Raw genomic sequence first — 13,968 nt, forward strand, 5'->3', positions numbered from 1 at the left:
AAAACGCGCGCCAGCGTAAATTTTGAGGAATTTTGTCATTTTTGTTTAATCGTTATGCCATTTTTTGATCAAAATCAGCATCTCGCCCCCTCCCCTTTGGTGTTATGCCATGAGTGAATTGTGAACAACATCACGCTCGGATATGGCAGCAGGGAGAGCGTTGTTTAAGACTACGGGGTAAAAAATGGCACTGGTAAAAACAAGTTTGAAACTGTTTGGCGGGGATACGGTAGTGGTGCGTTGCTCAGAACGCTGTCGTATTCATCTGATGAGTTCGAAAGCACAAAAACAGTCCCAGGCGGATATTCTCACCGTACAGGACGATAAGGCCTGGCTTACCGTGCCGTATACCGGCACGTGGGATGTGCTGATCGATAGCCACAGCCAGTCGCTGGAGCATTCCGTCAGCTACGTGGCAGCATAAGTTTAAACGCCCGGCAAGCCGGGCGTATTGTCAGGCAAAACCCGGTCGCAGCGCGCTGTTGAGCGGGTTCCCTTCCAGCAGCGCCTTCACCTTCACCACCAGCTCATTCAGACAATCGTCCTTCATGCCGAGGCGGGTCAGCTCCTGATCGAGGGAGAACAGATACTGCGCGTTGGTGCCCAGAGGCCCGCTCGCGGCGGCAATCAACGGGGCAATCACCTGCGTGCGGGTATCCGCTTCATACAGCGGATGGCGCGGATCCATAATAAACACCAGCGCATTTACGGTGCGTCCGTCGTCCAGTTCCAGCTTGCACCAGCTCGGCATATAGCAGCCGGTGATCATCTCGCGCTTCCAGAGCAGCGTGAACTCCTCTTCCAGCGTGGCATCCGGCAGGCGATACGCCACGCCCGTGGTGCGTCCGCCCTCTTTCAGTGCAAGCATGCGCCCGGGCTGGCACGCGCTGCCGCGTCCGGCCGTCAGGCGCAGGCAAAATGCGCGATGCCAGCCAGGCAGCGTTCCCGTTGCCGATTCGACAAATTCCAGAGCCGGGTTCCACATCAGGGAGCCGTAGCCAAAAATCCATACCGGGCCATCATCCGGGCGGCAGGCAAGCGTGGCAGCGAGTGACGCCGCACGTTGTTCAGCTGACCAGAGAAGCGATTCCTCAATAGCACCAAATGCCGTCTTACAATCTGCCTTCATTAAGAAATCACGCGTTAACACTTTCCACCTCCGCCACTGCATGCTTCCTTGCGACATCTGTAATTCGCCTTCCCGGCATTTTATGCTGGTCATTTTGCCAGCAGTTAAATAACGATAAGCAATTAGCGGACCAGTTGCAATACAACGGAAGTTCAACCGCCTGAAAAGTCAAAATGAAGGCAGCGAATCATTTCATGGCTATTTCTTTTTATGCCATTTATCGTCATCTCCTTTCTCATATTCATGTTTTACTGCGGCCCAGGCGACTTTGTGGGCCGTCTCTTCACGGCTGGCATCATCCCGGCGATCGTCCTTATCTTTGTACTGTTCCCAGGCGCTGTTGAACGCCTCTTTGTAGATATCCTGCGCGTGCGCAGGCAGCACGTTTTGCACGTTATCCGGTAATTCGCGTTTCGCTTTATAGGGCATCACTAACCTCTCTTTTGGTTAAAGAGATAAGTGTGGACGACGATACGCCATGGTGCCACCCGGCCATAATTTATGAGTAAATTATATTTTTAATTTATTGTTATTTAATAAGTAATCAACAAAGAATCTGCATTATACCCATCATCAATGAAAATAATGACAAAGGGTAAAATTAAGTAAAAAATAAAGGGTATTTATCAGAGATCTGTTAATTTAATGACCTCAAAAATCTATCTATAATTACAAGCACCTGCATTGATGGAGAAGCACATGACAGCAACACATGAGGCGGTAAAGACCCGCCACAAGGAGACGTCACTCATTTTCCCGGTTTTGGCACTGGCTGTGCTGCTCTTCTGGGGAAGCAGTCAGTCACTGCCAGTGGTGGTTGGTATCAATATTCTTGCCCTGGTCGGCATCTTAACCAGCGCATTTAGCGTTGTTCGCCATGCGGACGTCCTGGCCCACCGTCTGGGCGAGCCGTACGGATCGTTAATTCTCAGCCTTTCCGTTGTTATTCTCGAAGTCAGCCTGATTTCCGCGCTTATGGCGACCGGCGATGCCGCGCCGACGCTGATGCGCGACACGCTCTATTCGATCATTATGATTGTGACGGGCGGCCTGGTAGGCTTCTCTCTGCTGCTGGGCGGGCGCAAATTTGCGACCCAGTATATGAACCTGTTCGGCATTAAACAGTATCTTATCGCCCTCTTCCCGCTGGCGATTATCGTGCTGGTCTTCCCGATGGCGCTGCCGGGTGCAAACTTTTCCACCGGGCAGGCGCTGCTGGTTGCACTGATTTCCGCCGCCATGTACGGTGTGTTCCTGTTGATTCAGACCAAAACGCACCAGAGTCTGTTTGTGTACGAGCATGAAGACGACGGTGACGATGATGACCCGCACCACGGCAAGCCGTCGGCCCACAGCAGCGCGTGGCATACGGTTTGGCTGATCGTGCATCTGATTGCGGTGATTGCCGTCACCAAGATGAACGCTAACCCGCTGGAGACGCTGTTAACCGAGCTGAACGCGCCGGTGGCGTTTACCGGCTTCCTGGTGGCGCTGCTGATCCTGTCCCCTGAAGGGCTGGGCGCGCTGAAAGCGGTGTTGAATAATCAGGTGCAGCGCGCAATGAACCTGTTCTTCGGCTCCGTACTGGCGACGATTTCACTTACCGTACCGGTGGTGACGCTGATTGCCTTTATGACGGGCAACGAGCTGCAGTTTGCGCTGGGTGCGCCGGAGATGATTGTGATGGTCGCCTCGTTGCTGCTGTGCCAGATTTCGTTCTCAACCGGGCGCACCAACGTGCTGAACGGCGCGGCGCATATGGCCTTGTTTATTGCGTATTTAATGACAATTTTTGCGTAGCCTTTTTGCCCAGCGACGCTTCGCTTGCAGGGCCTACAGGTTTTGTAGGCCGGGTAAGCGCAGCGCCACCCGGCAATATGCCCCATAAAAAAACCCGCCGAAGCGGGTTTTTTTATTAGTTGCTGGTATCCAGCTCGTCGAAGCTCTTCACCAGATCGTCAATCGCTTTGATCTGTTTCAGGAACGGCTCCAGCTTGTCCAGCGGCAGCGCTGATGGGCCGTCGCATTTCGCGTTAGCCGGATCCGGGTGCGCTTCAATGAACAGGCCGGCCAGGCCGGTCGCCATACCGGCGCGCGCCAGCTCGGTCACCTGGGCACGACGGCCGCCGGACGCGGCGCCGAACGGGTCGCGGCACTGCAGAGCGTGCGTCACGTCGAAAATCACCGGAGACTGGCCGGAGACATTTTTCATTACGCTGAAGCCCAGCATATCGACAACCAGGTTGTCGTAACCGAAGTTTGCGCCACGGTCACACAGGATGATCTGATCGTTGCCGCCCTCGATGAACTTATCGACGATGTTACCCATCTGACCAGGGCTGACGAACTGTGGTTTCTTCACGTTGATAACGGCACCGGTTTTCGCCATCGCCGCAACCAGGTCAGTCTGGCGAGCGAGGAACGCCGGGAGCTGAATCACGTCCACCACGTCTGCCACCGGCTGCGCCTGTGAGGCTTCATGCACGTCGGTGATCACTTTCACGCCAAAGGTCTGCTTCAGCTCCTGGAAAATTTTCATTCCCTCTTCCAGGCCCGGGCCACGGTAAGAGTTGATAGAGGAGCGGTTGGCTTTGTCAAAAGAGGCCTTAAACACGTACGGGATGCCCAGCTTCTGGGTCACGGTCACGTAGTGTTCGCAGATACGCATGGCGAGATCGCGGGATTCCAGCACGTTCATGCCGCCAAACAGTACGAACGGCAGGTCGTTTGCTACCTTGATATCACCAATGCTAACCACTTTTTGTTTCATAGGATCGCCTTATTCAGGTGTGAATCGGAATTAAGATTAATGCAGTGTAATTTGTTTGTGCGAGATCGCGTTGATCTGCGCACGAATCATTTCGCTAATGGGATCTTCCGGACACTGCTCAACGAAATAATTCAAATCATTCAGCGCCACGTGTTCACAGTCGAGCTGCGCGTAGATCAGCCCACGATCGCGAATTTCGTACGGGTCTTCCGGGTTGAACTGCAGCAGCACTTCGCTGGCGCGCAACGCCAGCTCCATCTGACGCTCTTCCATTAACGCAGACTTCAGCGTATCCAGCAGCTTGCGAATCACTTCCGCGTTATCCGCCTCGTCGAGATCTTCGTTGAACAGTTCAGCCACCGGGCTGATATTGCCTTTCAGCCACACGTCCAGCGTATGTTCATCCAGCGTGTCGCCGTTGAAGGGATTAATGAGCCACATTTCGCCGTCCAGCCACTCAGCACGCAGGATCATCTGCGTCGGGAAAATGACCGGGACCAGCGGAATATCCAGACGGTGCGCGACCCAAAGCAAAATAGAGCCCAGCGCCACGGCGCTGCCCTGACGATTTTTTAAGACCTGGTCCAGCCATAACGCGTCAGACAGGCGATACACGCCCCGCGTGTCGCAGAAACCCCATTCGCCGTAGAAAAGCTCCAGCAGCTTCTCTAATTGCCAGTCTTGCGGGCGAGCCTGATTAATCTCTTCACGCGCCAGGCTGACCAGATTCTCCAGCTCATCGTAGACAAACTGCGACGTAAAATCGTCGCGAATCATCTCGGAAATCAGGATCATGCCATCGCAAAGCGGCACTTTATTAAATTCGAAATCGGCTAAGGACCTCATGACTTACCCCAGTAACGGTATTCTTGTGGTGGCGAGTTTAATGATGATGTACAGCACCACCAGACCCAGCAGAAAGGCGATAAACCCGACCTGCTGGCTGCGCGGACGACGACGCCCAAGCGCGATAAAACCCAAAACGATGTAGATGATAACGCCAAACAGCTTTTCAGTCAGCCATGCACCTTTATCAGTAAATGGCAGATAGCCGGTCTTCCACATGAGCCCGGCACCGGAAAGGAGCAATAGCGTGTCGATGCAGTGCGGTGCGATACGCACCCAGCGGGCATCCATCAGCGGATTGTTGCTGTAGCGCCACCAGTAACGGACGATGAAAAAGCTGATGGTCAGCGCAACGGAAATGAGGTGGACAGTAATGAGCACGGTAAACAGGCTCATAGCCACTGCCCCAGCGTCAGGCGTTCGTTGCCGCCATAGTCGCGGCAGGTTTCGACAGCGGAGTAGCCAGCTTGCGTAAACAGTGCCCGAACGGCTTCTCCCTGCGTCCAGCCATGCTCCACCAGCAGCCAGCCGCCGGGAAGTAAATGCTTCCGTGACATTGTCACAATGTGTTCGAGATCGGCTAATCCCGCGTTGGCGGCCACGAGCGCCGTCAGCGGTTCGAAGCGCACGTCTCCCTGAGAAAGGTGCGGGTCATGTTCGTCGATGTAGGGAGGATTGCTGACAATCATCGCAAATGAGCGATTCTCCAGCGCGGCAAACCAGCTGCTTTGCAGCACCGTCACGTTGCGAAGCCCGAGACGTTCCACGTTACGCTGCGCCAGCGCCAGCGCGTCGGACATCACATCCACCGCCGTTACCGCGCAGTCGGGGCGCTCGGTGGCCAGCGCCAGCGCGATAGCCCCGGTGCCGGTACCGAGATCGAGAATGCAGCAGGCCGCCGCCGGTAAACGCGCCAGCGCCTGCTCCACCAGACACTCGGTGTCCGGACGCGGGATCAGCGTCGCCGCCGAGACGTACAGCGGTAACGACCAGAACTCACGCTCACCGACAAGGTGCGCCACCGGCTCGCCGGTTTTACGGCGGGTAAGCAGCGCGGCGAGCTGCGCTTCCTGTTCCGCGGTCAGTTCGGTTTCGCCAAAAGCCAGCAGATACGTGCGGGCTTTACCCGTCACGTGCTCAAGCAAAATTTCGGCGTCGCGTTTCGGGCTTTCGCTTTCTGAAAGCACATCGGCCGCCTGACGTAACCAGCGCTTAAAATCCATTATTCCTGCTCGGACAGCGCCGCCAGCTGGTCGGCCTGGTATTCCTGCACGATAGGCTCGATCAGCATATCCAGCTTCCCTTCCATCACCTCATCCAGACGGTACAGCGTCAGGTTGATGCGGTGGTCGGTTACGCGCCCCTGAGGGAAGTTATAGGTGCGGTTACGGTCGCTGCGATCGCCGCTGCCCAGCAGGTTACGGCGCGTAGACGCTTCCGCCTGCTGGCGTTTCGCCATTTCGGCTGCGTGGATACGCGCGCCCAGCACGGACAACGCTTTGGCTTTGTTTTTGTGCTGCGAACGCTCGTCCTGACATTCAACGACGATGCCGGTCGGCAGGTGGGTAATACGGATAGCGGAATCGGTGGTGTTAACGTGCTGACCGCCAGCGCCAGAGGAGCGGAACGTATCAATACGCAGGTCCGCAGGATTGATGTCCGGCAGTTCAGCTTCCGGCAGCTCCGGCATCACCGCAACCGTACAGGCGGAGGTGTGAATGCGGCCCTGAGATTCGGTGGCCGGTACGCGCTGCACGCGGTGACCGCCGGATTCAAACTTGAGACGACCGTACACGCCGTCGCCGCTGATCTTGGCGATAACCTCTTTGTAGCCACCATGTTCACCTTCGTTGGCGCTCATGATCTCCACGCGCCAGCGACGCGATTCGGCGTAGCGGCTGTACATGCGGAACAGATCCCCGGCAAACAGCGCCGCTTCGTCACCGCCGGTACCGGCACGCACTTCCACAAACGCGTTACGCTCGTCGTCCGGATCTTTCGGCAGCAGAAGCACCTGAAGCTGCTGCTCCATCTCTTCAGAACGCGCTTTCGCATCCTGCAACTCTTCCTGCGCCATCTCGCGCATTTCAGGATCGTCGAGCATCATCTGCGCGGTTTCGATATCTTCCTGAACCTGTCGCCAGTCGGTAAAGCATTTAGAAACATCACTTAACTGCGCGTATTCACGCGAGAGCGCGCGAAAACGTTCCTGGTCCGCAATGGTCCCGGCATCCCCGAGCAGCGCCTGTACTTCTTCATGGCGCTCGTGCAGAGCTTCCAGTTTAGCGACGATAGAAGGCTTCATAGGCGTAAGTGCACCTTGTCTTAGAAAATGGGTATAGGGCGCTATTCCAGCCCGAGGCTGTTGCGCAGAATAGTCAGGCGTTCATCATCCCCGTCACGGGCAGCCTGCTGAAGAGATTTGGTTGGTGCATGGATCAGGCGGTTGGTCAGTTTCCACGCCAGATCCTGCATAATCGCATTGGCGTCGCCGCCCTGTTCAAGTGCTGCTAACGCTTTGGCAGTCAGGTCATCACGCACCTGCTCCGCCTGCCCGCGGTACTCGCGGATGGTCTCGCTGACGCTTTGCGCGCGCAGCCAGGCCATAAACTCACTGGTTTCCTGCTCAACGATGGTTTCCGCCTGAACCGCCGCCGCTTTACGCTGGGCAAGGTTGTGCGAAATGATGCTTTGCAGGTCATCCACGCTGTAGAGATAGGCATTAGGCAGCTTTCCCACTTCCGGCTCAACATCGCGCGGGACGGCGATATCCACCAGCAGCATCGGCTGATTACGGCGGGACTTCAGCGCACGCTCCACCATCCCTTTTCCGATAATCGGCAGCGGGCTGGCGGTTGAGCTGATAATAATGTCAGCCTCTTTCAGGCGTTCATCGATGTCGCTCAGGGCAACCACCTCTGCACCCACTTCATCCGCCAGCACCTGCGCGCGTTCGCGGGTGCGGTTAGCGATAATCATCTTTTTCACTTTATGCTCGCGCAGATGGCGCGCCACAAGTTCGATGGTTTCGCCCGCCCCCACCAGCATCACGGTGACGGTAGAAAGGGATTCAAAGATTTGGCGTGCAAGGGTGCAGGCCGCGAAAGCAACAGAAACCGCACTGGCACCAATGTCGGTTTCGGTTCGCACACGCTTCGCCACGGAGAACGACTTCTGGAACATGCGCTCCAGCTCGCTGGCCTTCAGATGCCCTTTTTGCGAATCTGCAAAGGCTTTTTTCACCTGACCCAGAATTTGCGGCTCGCCCAGCACCAGCGAATCCAGCCCGCTGGCGACGCGCATCAGATGGCTGACGGCATCGTTGTCCTGATGCCAGTACAGGCTGTTGCGCAGCTCGTCTTCATTGAGGTTGTGGTAGTCACATAGCCAGCGGATCAGCGCTTCGTGCAGGTTGTCCTGCTCTTCCACGCTTAAATACAGCTCGGTACGGTTGCACGTCGAGAGCACCACGCCACCCTGCACCATAGGCTGTGCAAGCAGGCTGTCCAGCGCCAGGTCAAGCGTATCCGGCGAAAACGTCACGCGTTCTCGCAGCGAAACCGGAGCCGTTTTGTGGTTGATGCCGAGTGCTAATAGGGTCATGTTGAGCGGGAGTAGTACCAGCGTTAATAAGGTTAGCAGAACGCATCATACAGGATGCGCGAGATCAATAAAAGGGACTGCCTCCTTTCGGAGTAATAGGTTACACAACCCTTTGAGATAATTTGAACGTAGACGGTAGCCCCCTTCGACGCTAGCATTAACAGTTATAACTGCAACGTATCTCAAGGATTTGTCCTCATTATGACCCGACTGATTCGCCTGCTGCCGCTGGCAGCACTGGTTCTGACCGCGTGTACCGTCACCCAACCAAAAGGCCCGGGCAAAAGCCCTGATTCACCGCAGTGGCGTCAGCACCAGCAGGACGTCCGTAATTTGAACCAGTACCAGACCCGCGGCGCTTTCGCTTATCTCTCTGACGAGCAAAAGGTTTATGCCCGCTTCTTCTGGCAGCAGACGGGGCAGGACAACTACCGCCTGCTGCTGCTGAACCCGCTGGGCAGCACCGAGCTGGAGCTTATCGCCAAACCGGGCGAAGCGCAGATCACCGATAACAAAGGCCAGCACTATACCGCGACCGATGCCGAAGAGATGATTGGCAAGCTGACCGGGATGCCTATCCCGCTCAACAGCCTGCGCCAGTGGATCCTTGGCCTGCCGGGTGAGGCAACTGACTACACCCTTGACGACCAGTACCGTCTGAGCCAGGTGAACTACACCCAGAACGGCAAAACCTGGAAAGTGGTGTACAGCGCCTATGACAGCAAGAGTAAACCGTCGCTGCCATCAAACATGGAACTGACCCAGGGCAGCCAGCGTATCAAGCTGAAAATGGACAACTGGATCGTTAAATGATGACCCACTGGCCCTCTCCGGCAAAGCTGAACCTGTTTTTATACATCACCGGCCAGCGTGCTGACGGTTATCACACCCTGCAGACGCTGTTTCAGTTTATTGACTATGGCGACACGATCTCCATTGAACTGCGCCAGGACGGGCAGATTTGCCTGCTAACGCCTGTCGAAGGCGTGGCGCATGAGGACAACCTGATCGTGCGCGCCGCGCGTCTGCTGATGAAAGCCGCGGCGGAATCGGGCCGTCTGCCCGCGGGAAGCGGTGCGGATATCCGTATCGAGAAACGCCTGCCGATGGGCGGCGGTCTGGGCGGCGGCTCATCCAACGCCGCCACCGTGCTGGTTGCGCTGAACCTCCTCTGGGGCTGCGGGCTGTCGAAGGACGAACTGGCAGCCCTGGGCCTGACGCTGGGGGCGGATGTCCCGGTGTTTGTGCGCGGTCATGCGGCCTTTGCTGAAGGCGTGGGTGAGATCCTCTCCCCGGCTGAACCGCCGGAGAAGTGGTATCTGGTTGCCCATCCTGGCGTGAGCATTCCGACCCCGGTCATCTTTAAAGATCCTGACCTGAAAAGGAATACCCCGGTTCGGTCAATAGAAACGTTATTAAATTGTGAATTCAGCAACGATTGCGAGGATATCGCAAGAAAACGTTTTCGCGAGGTTGATGCGGTGCTTTCCTGGCTGTTAGAATACGCGCCGTCGCGCCTGACTGGTACAGGAGCCTGTGTCTTTGCTGAATTTGACACCGAATCCGCCGCTCGTCAGGTGCTTGAGCAAGCGCCGGTTTGGCTGCATGGTTTTGTAGCACGCGGGATGAACACCTCCCCCCTACAGCAGACCATTCTGGCGCAGACTGAGTTTCGGTGACAACGTCACCCTGTTCCAGACGTTGCATCGCGCTCTTTAATACACCGCCTGGATAGCCTTCGCCTGGCCCGCACAGTTTGCGGCGAACGCTATCCACCACTGGACGCATGCCTGAGGTTCTTCTCGTGCCTGATATGAAGCTTTTTGCTGGTAACGCCACCCCGGAACTAGCACAACGTATTGCCAACCGCCTGTACACTTCCCTCGGCGACGCCGCCGTAGGTCGCTTTAGCGACGGCGAAGTCAGCGTACAAATTAACGAAAATGTACGCGGTGGTGATATTTTCATCATCCAGTCCACCTGTGCTCCAACAAACGACAACCTGATGGAACTGGTTGTTATGGTCGACGCCCTGCGTCGCGCTTCAGCAGGCCGTATCACTGCTGTAATCCCTTACTTCGGCTATGCCCGTCAGGACCGTCGCGTCCGTTCCGCACGTGTGCCAATCACCGCTAAAGTTGTCGCTGACTTCCTGTCCAGCGTCGGCGTTGACCGCGTACTGACCGTTGACCTGCACGCAGAGCAGATCCAGGGCTTCTTCGACGTCCCGGTTGATAACGTATTCGGCAGCCCAATCCTGCTGGAAGACATGCTGCAGCTGAACCTGGATAACCCAATCGTGGTTTCTCCGGACATCGGCGGCGTGGTACGTGCCCGTGCTATCGCTAAGCTGCTGAACGATACCGACATGGCGATCATCGACAAACGCCGTCCGCGCGCTAACGTTTCTCAGGTGATGCACATCATCGGTGACGTTGCTGGCCGTGACTGCGTGCTGGTTGACGACATGATCGATACCGGCGGTACGCTGTGTAAAGCAGCTGAAGCGCTGAAAGAGCGTGGTGCCAAGCGCGTGTTCGCTTACGCGACTCACCCGATCTTCTCCGGTAACGCGGTAAACAACCTGCGCAACTCCGTCATTGACGAAGTTGTGGTATGCGATACCATCCCACTGAGCGATGAGATCAAAGCACTGCCAAACGTGCGTACGTTGACCTTGTCCGGGATGCTGGCCGAAGCGATTCGTCGTATCAGCAACGAAGAATCCATCTCAGCAATGTTCGAACACTAATCGAACACGGCCGAAAAACCCGCTGCGGCGGGTTTTTTTGTCTCCGGGTTTTATTTGTATGATTAATGCCTCCTTCACCTGCCATTCACATGACAGATGATGCGCATACGGATGATAGATAATTGTGAAAAACGTAACCTCCTCACATGTTCTGCCCTTTCGCGCCCTCATCGACGCCTGCTGGAAAGAGAAGTACACCTCGTCACGCTTTGTCCGTGACCTGATTGCCGGGATCACCGTCGGCATTATCGCCATCCCGCTGGCGATGGCGCTGGCGATTGGCAGCGGCGTTGCGCCGCAGTACGGTCTGTACACCTCGGCCGTTGCCGGGATCGTCATTGCCCTGACGGGCGGTTCGCGCTTCAGCGTTTCCGGCCCGACCGCCGCGTTCGTGGTGATCCTCTACCCGGTTTCGCAACAGTTTGGTCTGGCAGGCCTGCTGGTCGCCACCCTGATGTCCGGCGTCTTTTTGATTCTGTTTGGTCTGGCCCGCTTTGGGCGGCTGATCGAGTACATCCCCCTTTCCGTGACGCTGGGGTTCACATCGGGGATTGGTATTACCATCGGAACCATGCAGATCAAAGATTTCCTCGGCCTGCAGATGCCCCACGTACCAGAGCACTATCTGCAAAAAGTGGGGGCGCTGTTTATGGCGCTGCCGACGGCCAACCTGGGCGACGCCGCCATCGGGATTGTGACGCTGGGCACGCTGATCGTCTGGCCTCGCCTCGGTATTCGTCTGCCGGGCCATCTGCCCGCGCTGCTGCTGGGCTGCGCGGTGATGGCGATCGTCAATATGTTCGGTGGTCACGTCGCGACTATCGGCTCGCAGTTTCACTATGTTCTGGCGGACGGTTCACAGGGGAGCGGTATTCCGCAACTGCTACCGCAGCTGGTGCTGCCGTGGGACATGCCCGGCTCCAGCTTTACCCTAAGCTGGGATTCCCTGCGCGCCCTGCTTCCCGCCGCGTTCTCTATGGCAATGCTGGGGGCGATTGAATCCCTGCTCTGCGCCGTCGTTCTGGACGGGATGACCGGCACCAAGCACAAAGCCAACAGCGAGCTGGTTGGTCAGGGAATAGGCAACCTCGTCGCGCCGTTCTTCGGCGGTATTACCGCAACGGCAGCCATCGCCCGTTCTGCGGCCAACGTGCGCGCGGGGGCAACCTCACCGGTTTCGGCGGTTATCCACTCCGTGCTGGTGATCCTCGCCCTGCTGATCCTCGCCCCGCTGCTCTCCTGGCTACCGCTTTCCGCCATGGCCGCCCTGCTGCTGATGGTGGCCTGGAACATGAGCGAGGCGCACAAGGTGGTGAACCTGCTTCGTCGCGCGCCGAAAGACGACATCATCGTGATGCTGATCTGCATGTCGCTGACCGTGCTGTTCGATATGGTTATCGCCATCAGCGTCGGGATCGTGCTGGCTTCCCTGCTGTTTATGCGCCGTATCGCGCAGATGACGCGCCTTTCCCCGGTTAACGTCGAGGTGCCTGACGATGTGCTGGTGCTGCGCGTGATTGGCCCGCTGTTCTTCGCCGCGGCGGAAGGTCTGTTCAGCGATCTGGAGTCCCGCATCGCGGGCAAACGGGTTGTGGTGCTGAAATGGGATGCCGTACCGGTGCTGGATGCAGGCGGCCTGGATGCCTTCCAGCGCTTTGTGAAACGTCTGCCGGAAGGCTGCGAGCTGCGGGTGAGTAACCTGGAGTTTCAGCCGCTGCGCACCATGGCGCGCGCGGGCGTACAGCCTATCCCTGGCCGACTCTCCTTCTACCCTAACCGTGAAGCCGCGTTAGCGGATCTGTGAGTCTCATGATGCAGAGAAACGTCTCTGCATCATCACCCCGATCGCCTGCTGGAGCCATGCAAGCACGGCAGGCGTCATCCAGGTTCCTTTCATCAGGTGCGGCTCCTGCTGCATGGCAGCGCGAAACTTTTGCTGAGTTTCCGGGTTCTTGCCCGCGTAAGACTGGAACAATGCCAGCCAGTTTTCAGCCAGCTTTTGCGCCTCCTCACAGGCAGGATCGATATTTTCCCGCTGCGCCTGATGCAGTTTTGCCACCAGCGGCGGCCACTCCATCATGCGGTCAAAGTAGTGTGCCCGGGTAAAGGCCATCTCTTCGGCAGTGAGATACTTCTCCCATATGCAGAGCTTAGACTCAGCAAACGCGCGCGTGATGTAATCCGTCATCTCCGGCGTGATGCCGGTCTGCGCCTGCATCTGCGGTTCAACGCTGTGCATCTCGTTCAGCCGGGTGAGAAACTCCGGCTTGCCCGCCGTGTCCTGCTCAAGGCGCTCCATCCAGCGCGTCGCCAGATCCATCGCCCGGGCGTCAGTAGCGGGTATATGGTGCTCCAGCAGCGTGTTGGCCTCTGCAACCAGCCCTGACCAGATAGCCGTCAGCGCATCCTTCTGCACCGCAAACGGCAGCTGCTGTAACTCTTCTTTGCTAAACCAGCGATCGTACATATTCATTAACTCCAGAGTCTGTAGCCAGGATTCCAGATCCGGCGTCGCATCGTCGAGAAGCCCGGTTCGCAGCTCCACCAGCCGGTCGCGCAGCGTATGTATGCTGCGCAGCTGTTTATCCAGCAGCGTGATTTGCGCATCGAGTAACTCGGTTAACGACAGCGACTCCTGTTCCAGGAAATCCCTGATTTCAGCAAGTTCCAGCCCCGCTTTTGCCAGCGCCTGGATCATATGCAGACGTTGGACATCCGCCAGGTTGTAAAGCCGGTAACCTGCCGCGCTTCTGGCAGAAGGCAGCAACAACCCTGTTTGCTCATAGTGGTGCAATGTCCGCACGGTGATCCCGGCGCGTTTCGCCAGTTCACCCACCTGAATCAACATAACTGCTCCTTTTTCTTTGC

At 56.9% G+C, this 13,968-nt stretch carries 15 protein-coding genes; 6 read left to right on the plus strand and 9 right to left on the minus strand.

Going from position 1 to position 13,968, the window contains the following annotated elements; genetic code table 11:
* Positions 1-184: 184 nt before the first annotated feature.
* Positions 185-424, plus strand: coding sequence for a DUF1883 domain-containing protein (locus HB664_RS15610; protein WP_010432930.1), 240 nt, complete (start codon positions 185-187; stop codon positions 422-424).
* A gap of 30 nt (positions 425-454) precedes the next feature.
* On the opposite strand, the gene HB664_RS15615 is transcribed toward HB664_RS15610, so the two are convergent.
* Positions 455-1,150, minus strand: coding sequence for a gamma-glutamylcyclotransferase (locus tag HB664_RS15615; protein WP_219939763.1), 696 nt, complete (start codon positions 1,148-1,150; stop codon positions 455-457).
* A 177-nt stretch (positions 1,151-1,327) separates the two neighbouring features.
* The gene (gene chaB / locus HB664_RS15620) at positions 1,328-1,558 is read right to left on the minus strand and encodes a putative cation transport regulator ChaB (RefSeq protein ID WP_045888013.1); all 231 of its coding nucleotides are present in this window, start codon (positions 1,556-1,558) and stop codon (positions 1,328-1,330) included.
* 270 nt (positions 1,559-1,828) lie between these two features.
* On the opposite strand from chaB, the gene chaA reads away from it, so the two are divergent.
* Entirely contained in the window at positions 1,829-2,929 is a 1,101-nt protein-coding gene (gene chaA, locus HB664_RS15625) for a sodium-potassium/proton antiporter ChaA (RefSeq protein ID WP_023312122.1), read from the plus strand.
* 115 nt (positions 2,930-3,044) lie between these two features.
* Here the strand turns inward: chaA and kdsA are convergent, their stop codons facing one another.
* From kdsA to hemA, 6 genes are read right to left on the minus strand one after another with little or no spacing between them, the layout of a single operon-like run.
* Positions 3,045-3,899, minus strand: a complete 855-nt coding sequence (gene kdsA, locus HB664_RS15630; protein WP_131632363.1) for a 3-deoxy-8-phosphooctulonate synthase — start codon at positions 3,897-3,899, stop codon at positions 3,045-3,047.
* 36 nt (positions 3,900-3,935) lie between these two features.
* Positions 3,936-4,745, minus strand: a complete 810-nt coding sequence (sirB1, locus tag HB664_RS15635; protein WP_023312124.1) for an invasion regulator SirB1 — start codon at positions 4,743-4,745, stop codon at positions 3,936-3,938.
* Positions 4,746-4,748: 3 nt separating this feature from the next.
* Complete coding sequence (gene sirB2 / locus HB664_RS15640; RefSeq protein WP_032656670.1) at positions 4,749-5,141, minus strand: invasion regulator SirB2; 393 nt, start codon at positions 5,139-5,141, stop codon at positions 4,749-4,751.
* A complete protein-coding gene (gene prmC, locus HB664_RS15645; protein WP_219939764.1) occupies positions 5,138-5,968 on the minus strand; it encodes a peptide chain release factor N(5)-glutamine methyltransferase in 831 nt (276 codons plus the stop codon). The genes sirB2 and prmC overlap by 4 nt, the downstream gene beginning before the upstream one ends.
* On the minus strand, positions 5,968-7,050 hold the full coding sequence (gene prfA / locus HB664_RS15650; protein WP_021240360.1) for a peptide chain release factor 1: 1,083 nt from the start codon (positions 7,048-7,050) through the stop codon (positions 5,968-5,970). The genes prmC and prfA overlap by 1 nt, the downstream gene beginning before the upstream one ends.
* Before the next feature lie 41 nt (positions 7,051-7,091).
* Positions 7,092-8,348, minus strand: a complete 1,257-nt coding sequence (gene hemA / locus HB664_RS15655; RefSeq protein ID WP_023335999.1) for a glutamyl-tRNA reductase — start codon at positions 8,346-8,348, stop codon at positions 7,092-7,094.
* A 201-nt stretch (positions 8,349-8,549) separates the two neighbouring features.
* On the opposite strand from hemA, the gene lolB reads away from it, so the two are divergent.
* The 4 genes from lolB (at position 8,550) to dauA (ending at position 12,904) form a co-directional block, all read left to right on the plus strand.
* Positions 8,550-9,161: a lipoprotein insertase outer membrane protein LolB gene (lolB, locus tag HB664_RS15660; protein ID WP_023312128.1), complete on the plus strand. Its 612-nt coding sequence runs from the start codon at positions 8,550-8,552 to the stop codon at positions 9,159-9,161.
* The gene (gene ispE / locus HB664_RS15665) at positions 9,158-10,027 is read left to right on the plus strand and encodes a 4-(cytidine 5'-diphospho)-2-C-methyl-D-erythritol kinase (protein ID WP_219939765.1); all 870 of its coding nucleotides are present in this window, start codon (positions 9,158-9,160) and stop codon (positions 10,025-10,027) included. Before lolB ends, ispE begins: the two co-directional genes overlap by 4 nt.
* 125 nt (positions 10,028-10,152) lie before the next feature.
* A complete protein-coding gene (gene prs / locus HB664_RS15670) occupies positions 10,153-11,100 on the plus strand; it encodes a ribose-phosphate diphosphokinase (protein ID WP_003856663.1) in 948 nt (315 codons plus the stop codon).
* A 124-nt stretch (positions 11,101-11,224) separates the two neighbouring features.
* A complete protein-coding gene (gene dauA / locus HB664_RS15675; protein ID WP_219939766.1) occupies positions 11,225-12,904 on the plus strand; it encodes a C4-dicarboxylic acid transporter DauA in 1,680 nt (559 codons plus the stop codon).
* 3 nt (positions 12,905-12,907) lie between these two features.
* Here dauA and HB664_RS15680 read toward each other — a convergent pair whose 3' ends face one another.
* Positions 12,908-13,948, minus strand: a complete 1,041-nt coding sequence (locus HB664_RS15680) for a MerR family transcriptional regulator (protein WP_219939767.1) — start codon at positions 13,946-13,948, stop codon at positions 12,908-12,910.
* Positions 13,949-13,968 lie beyond the last annotated feature (20 nt).

Source organism: Enterobacter sp. DNB-S2 (assembly GCF_019443845.1).
Lineage (GTDB): Bacteria > Pseudomonadota > Gammaproteobacteria > Enterobacterales > Enterobacteriaceae > Enterobacter > Enterobacter asburiae_B.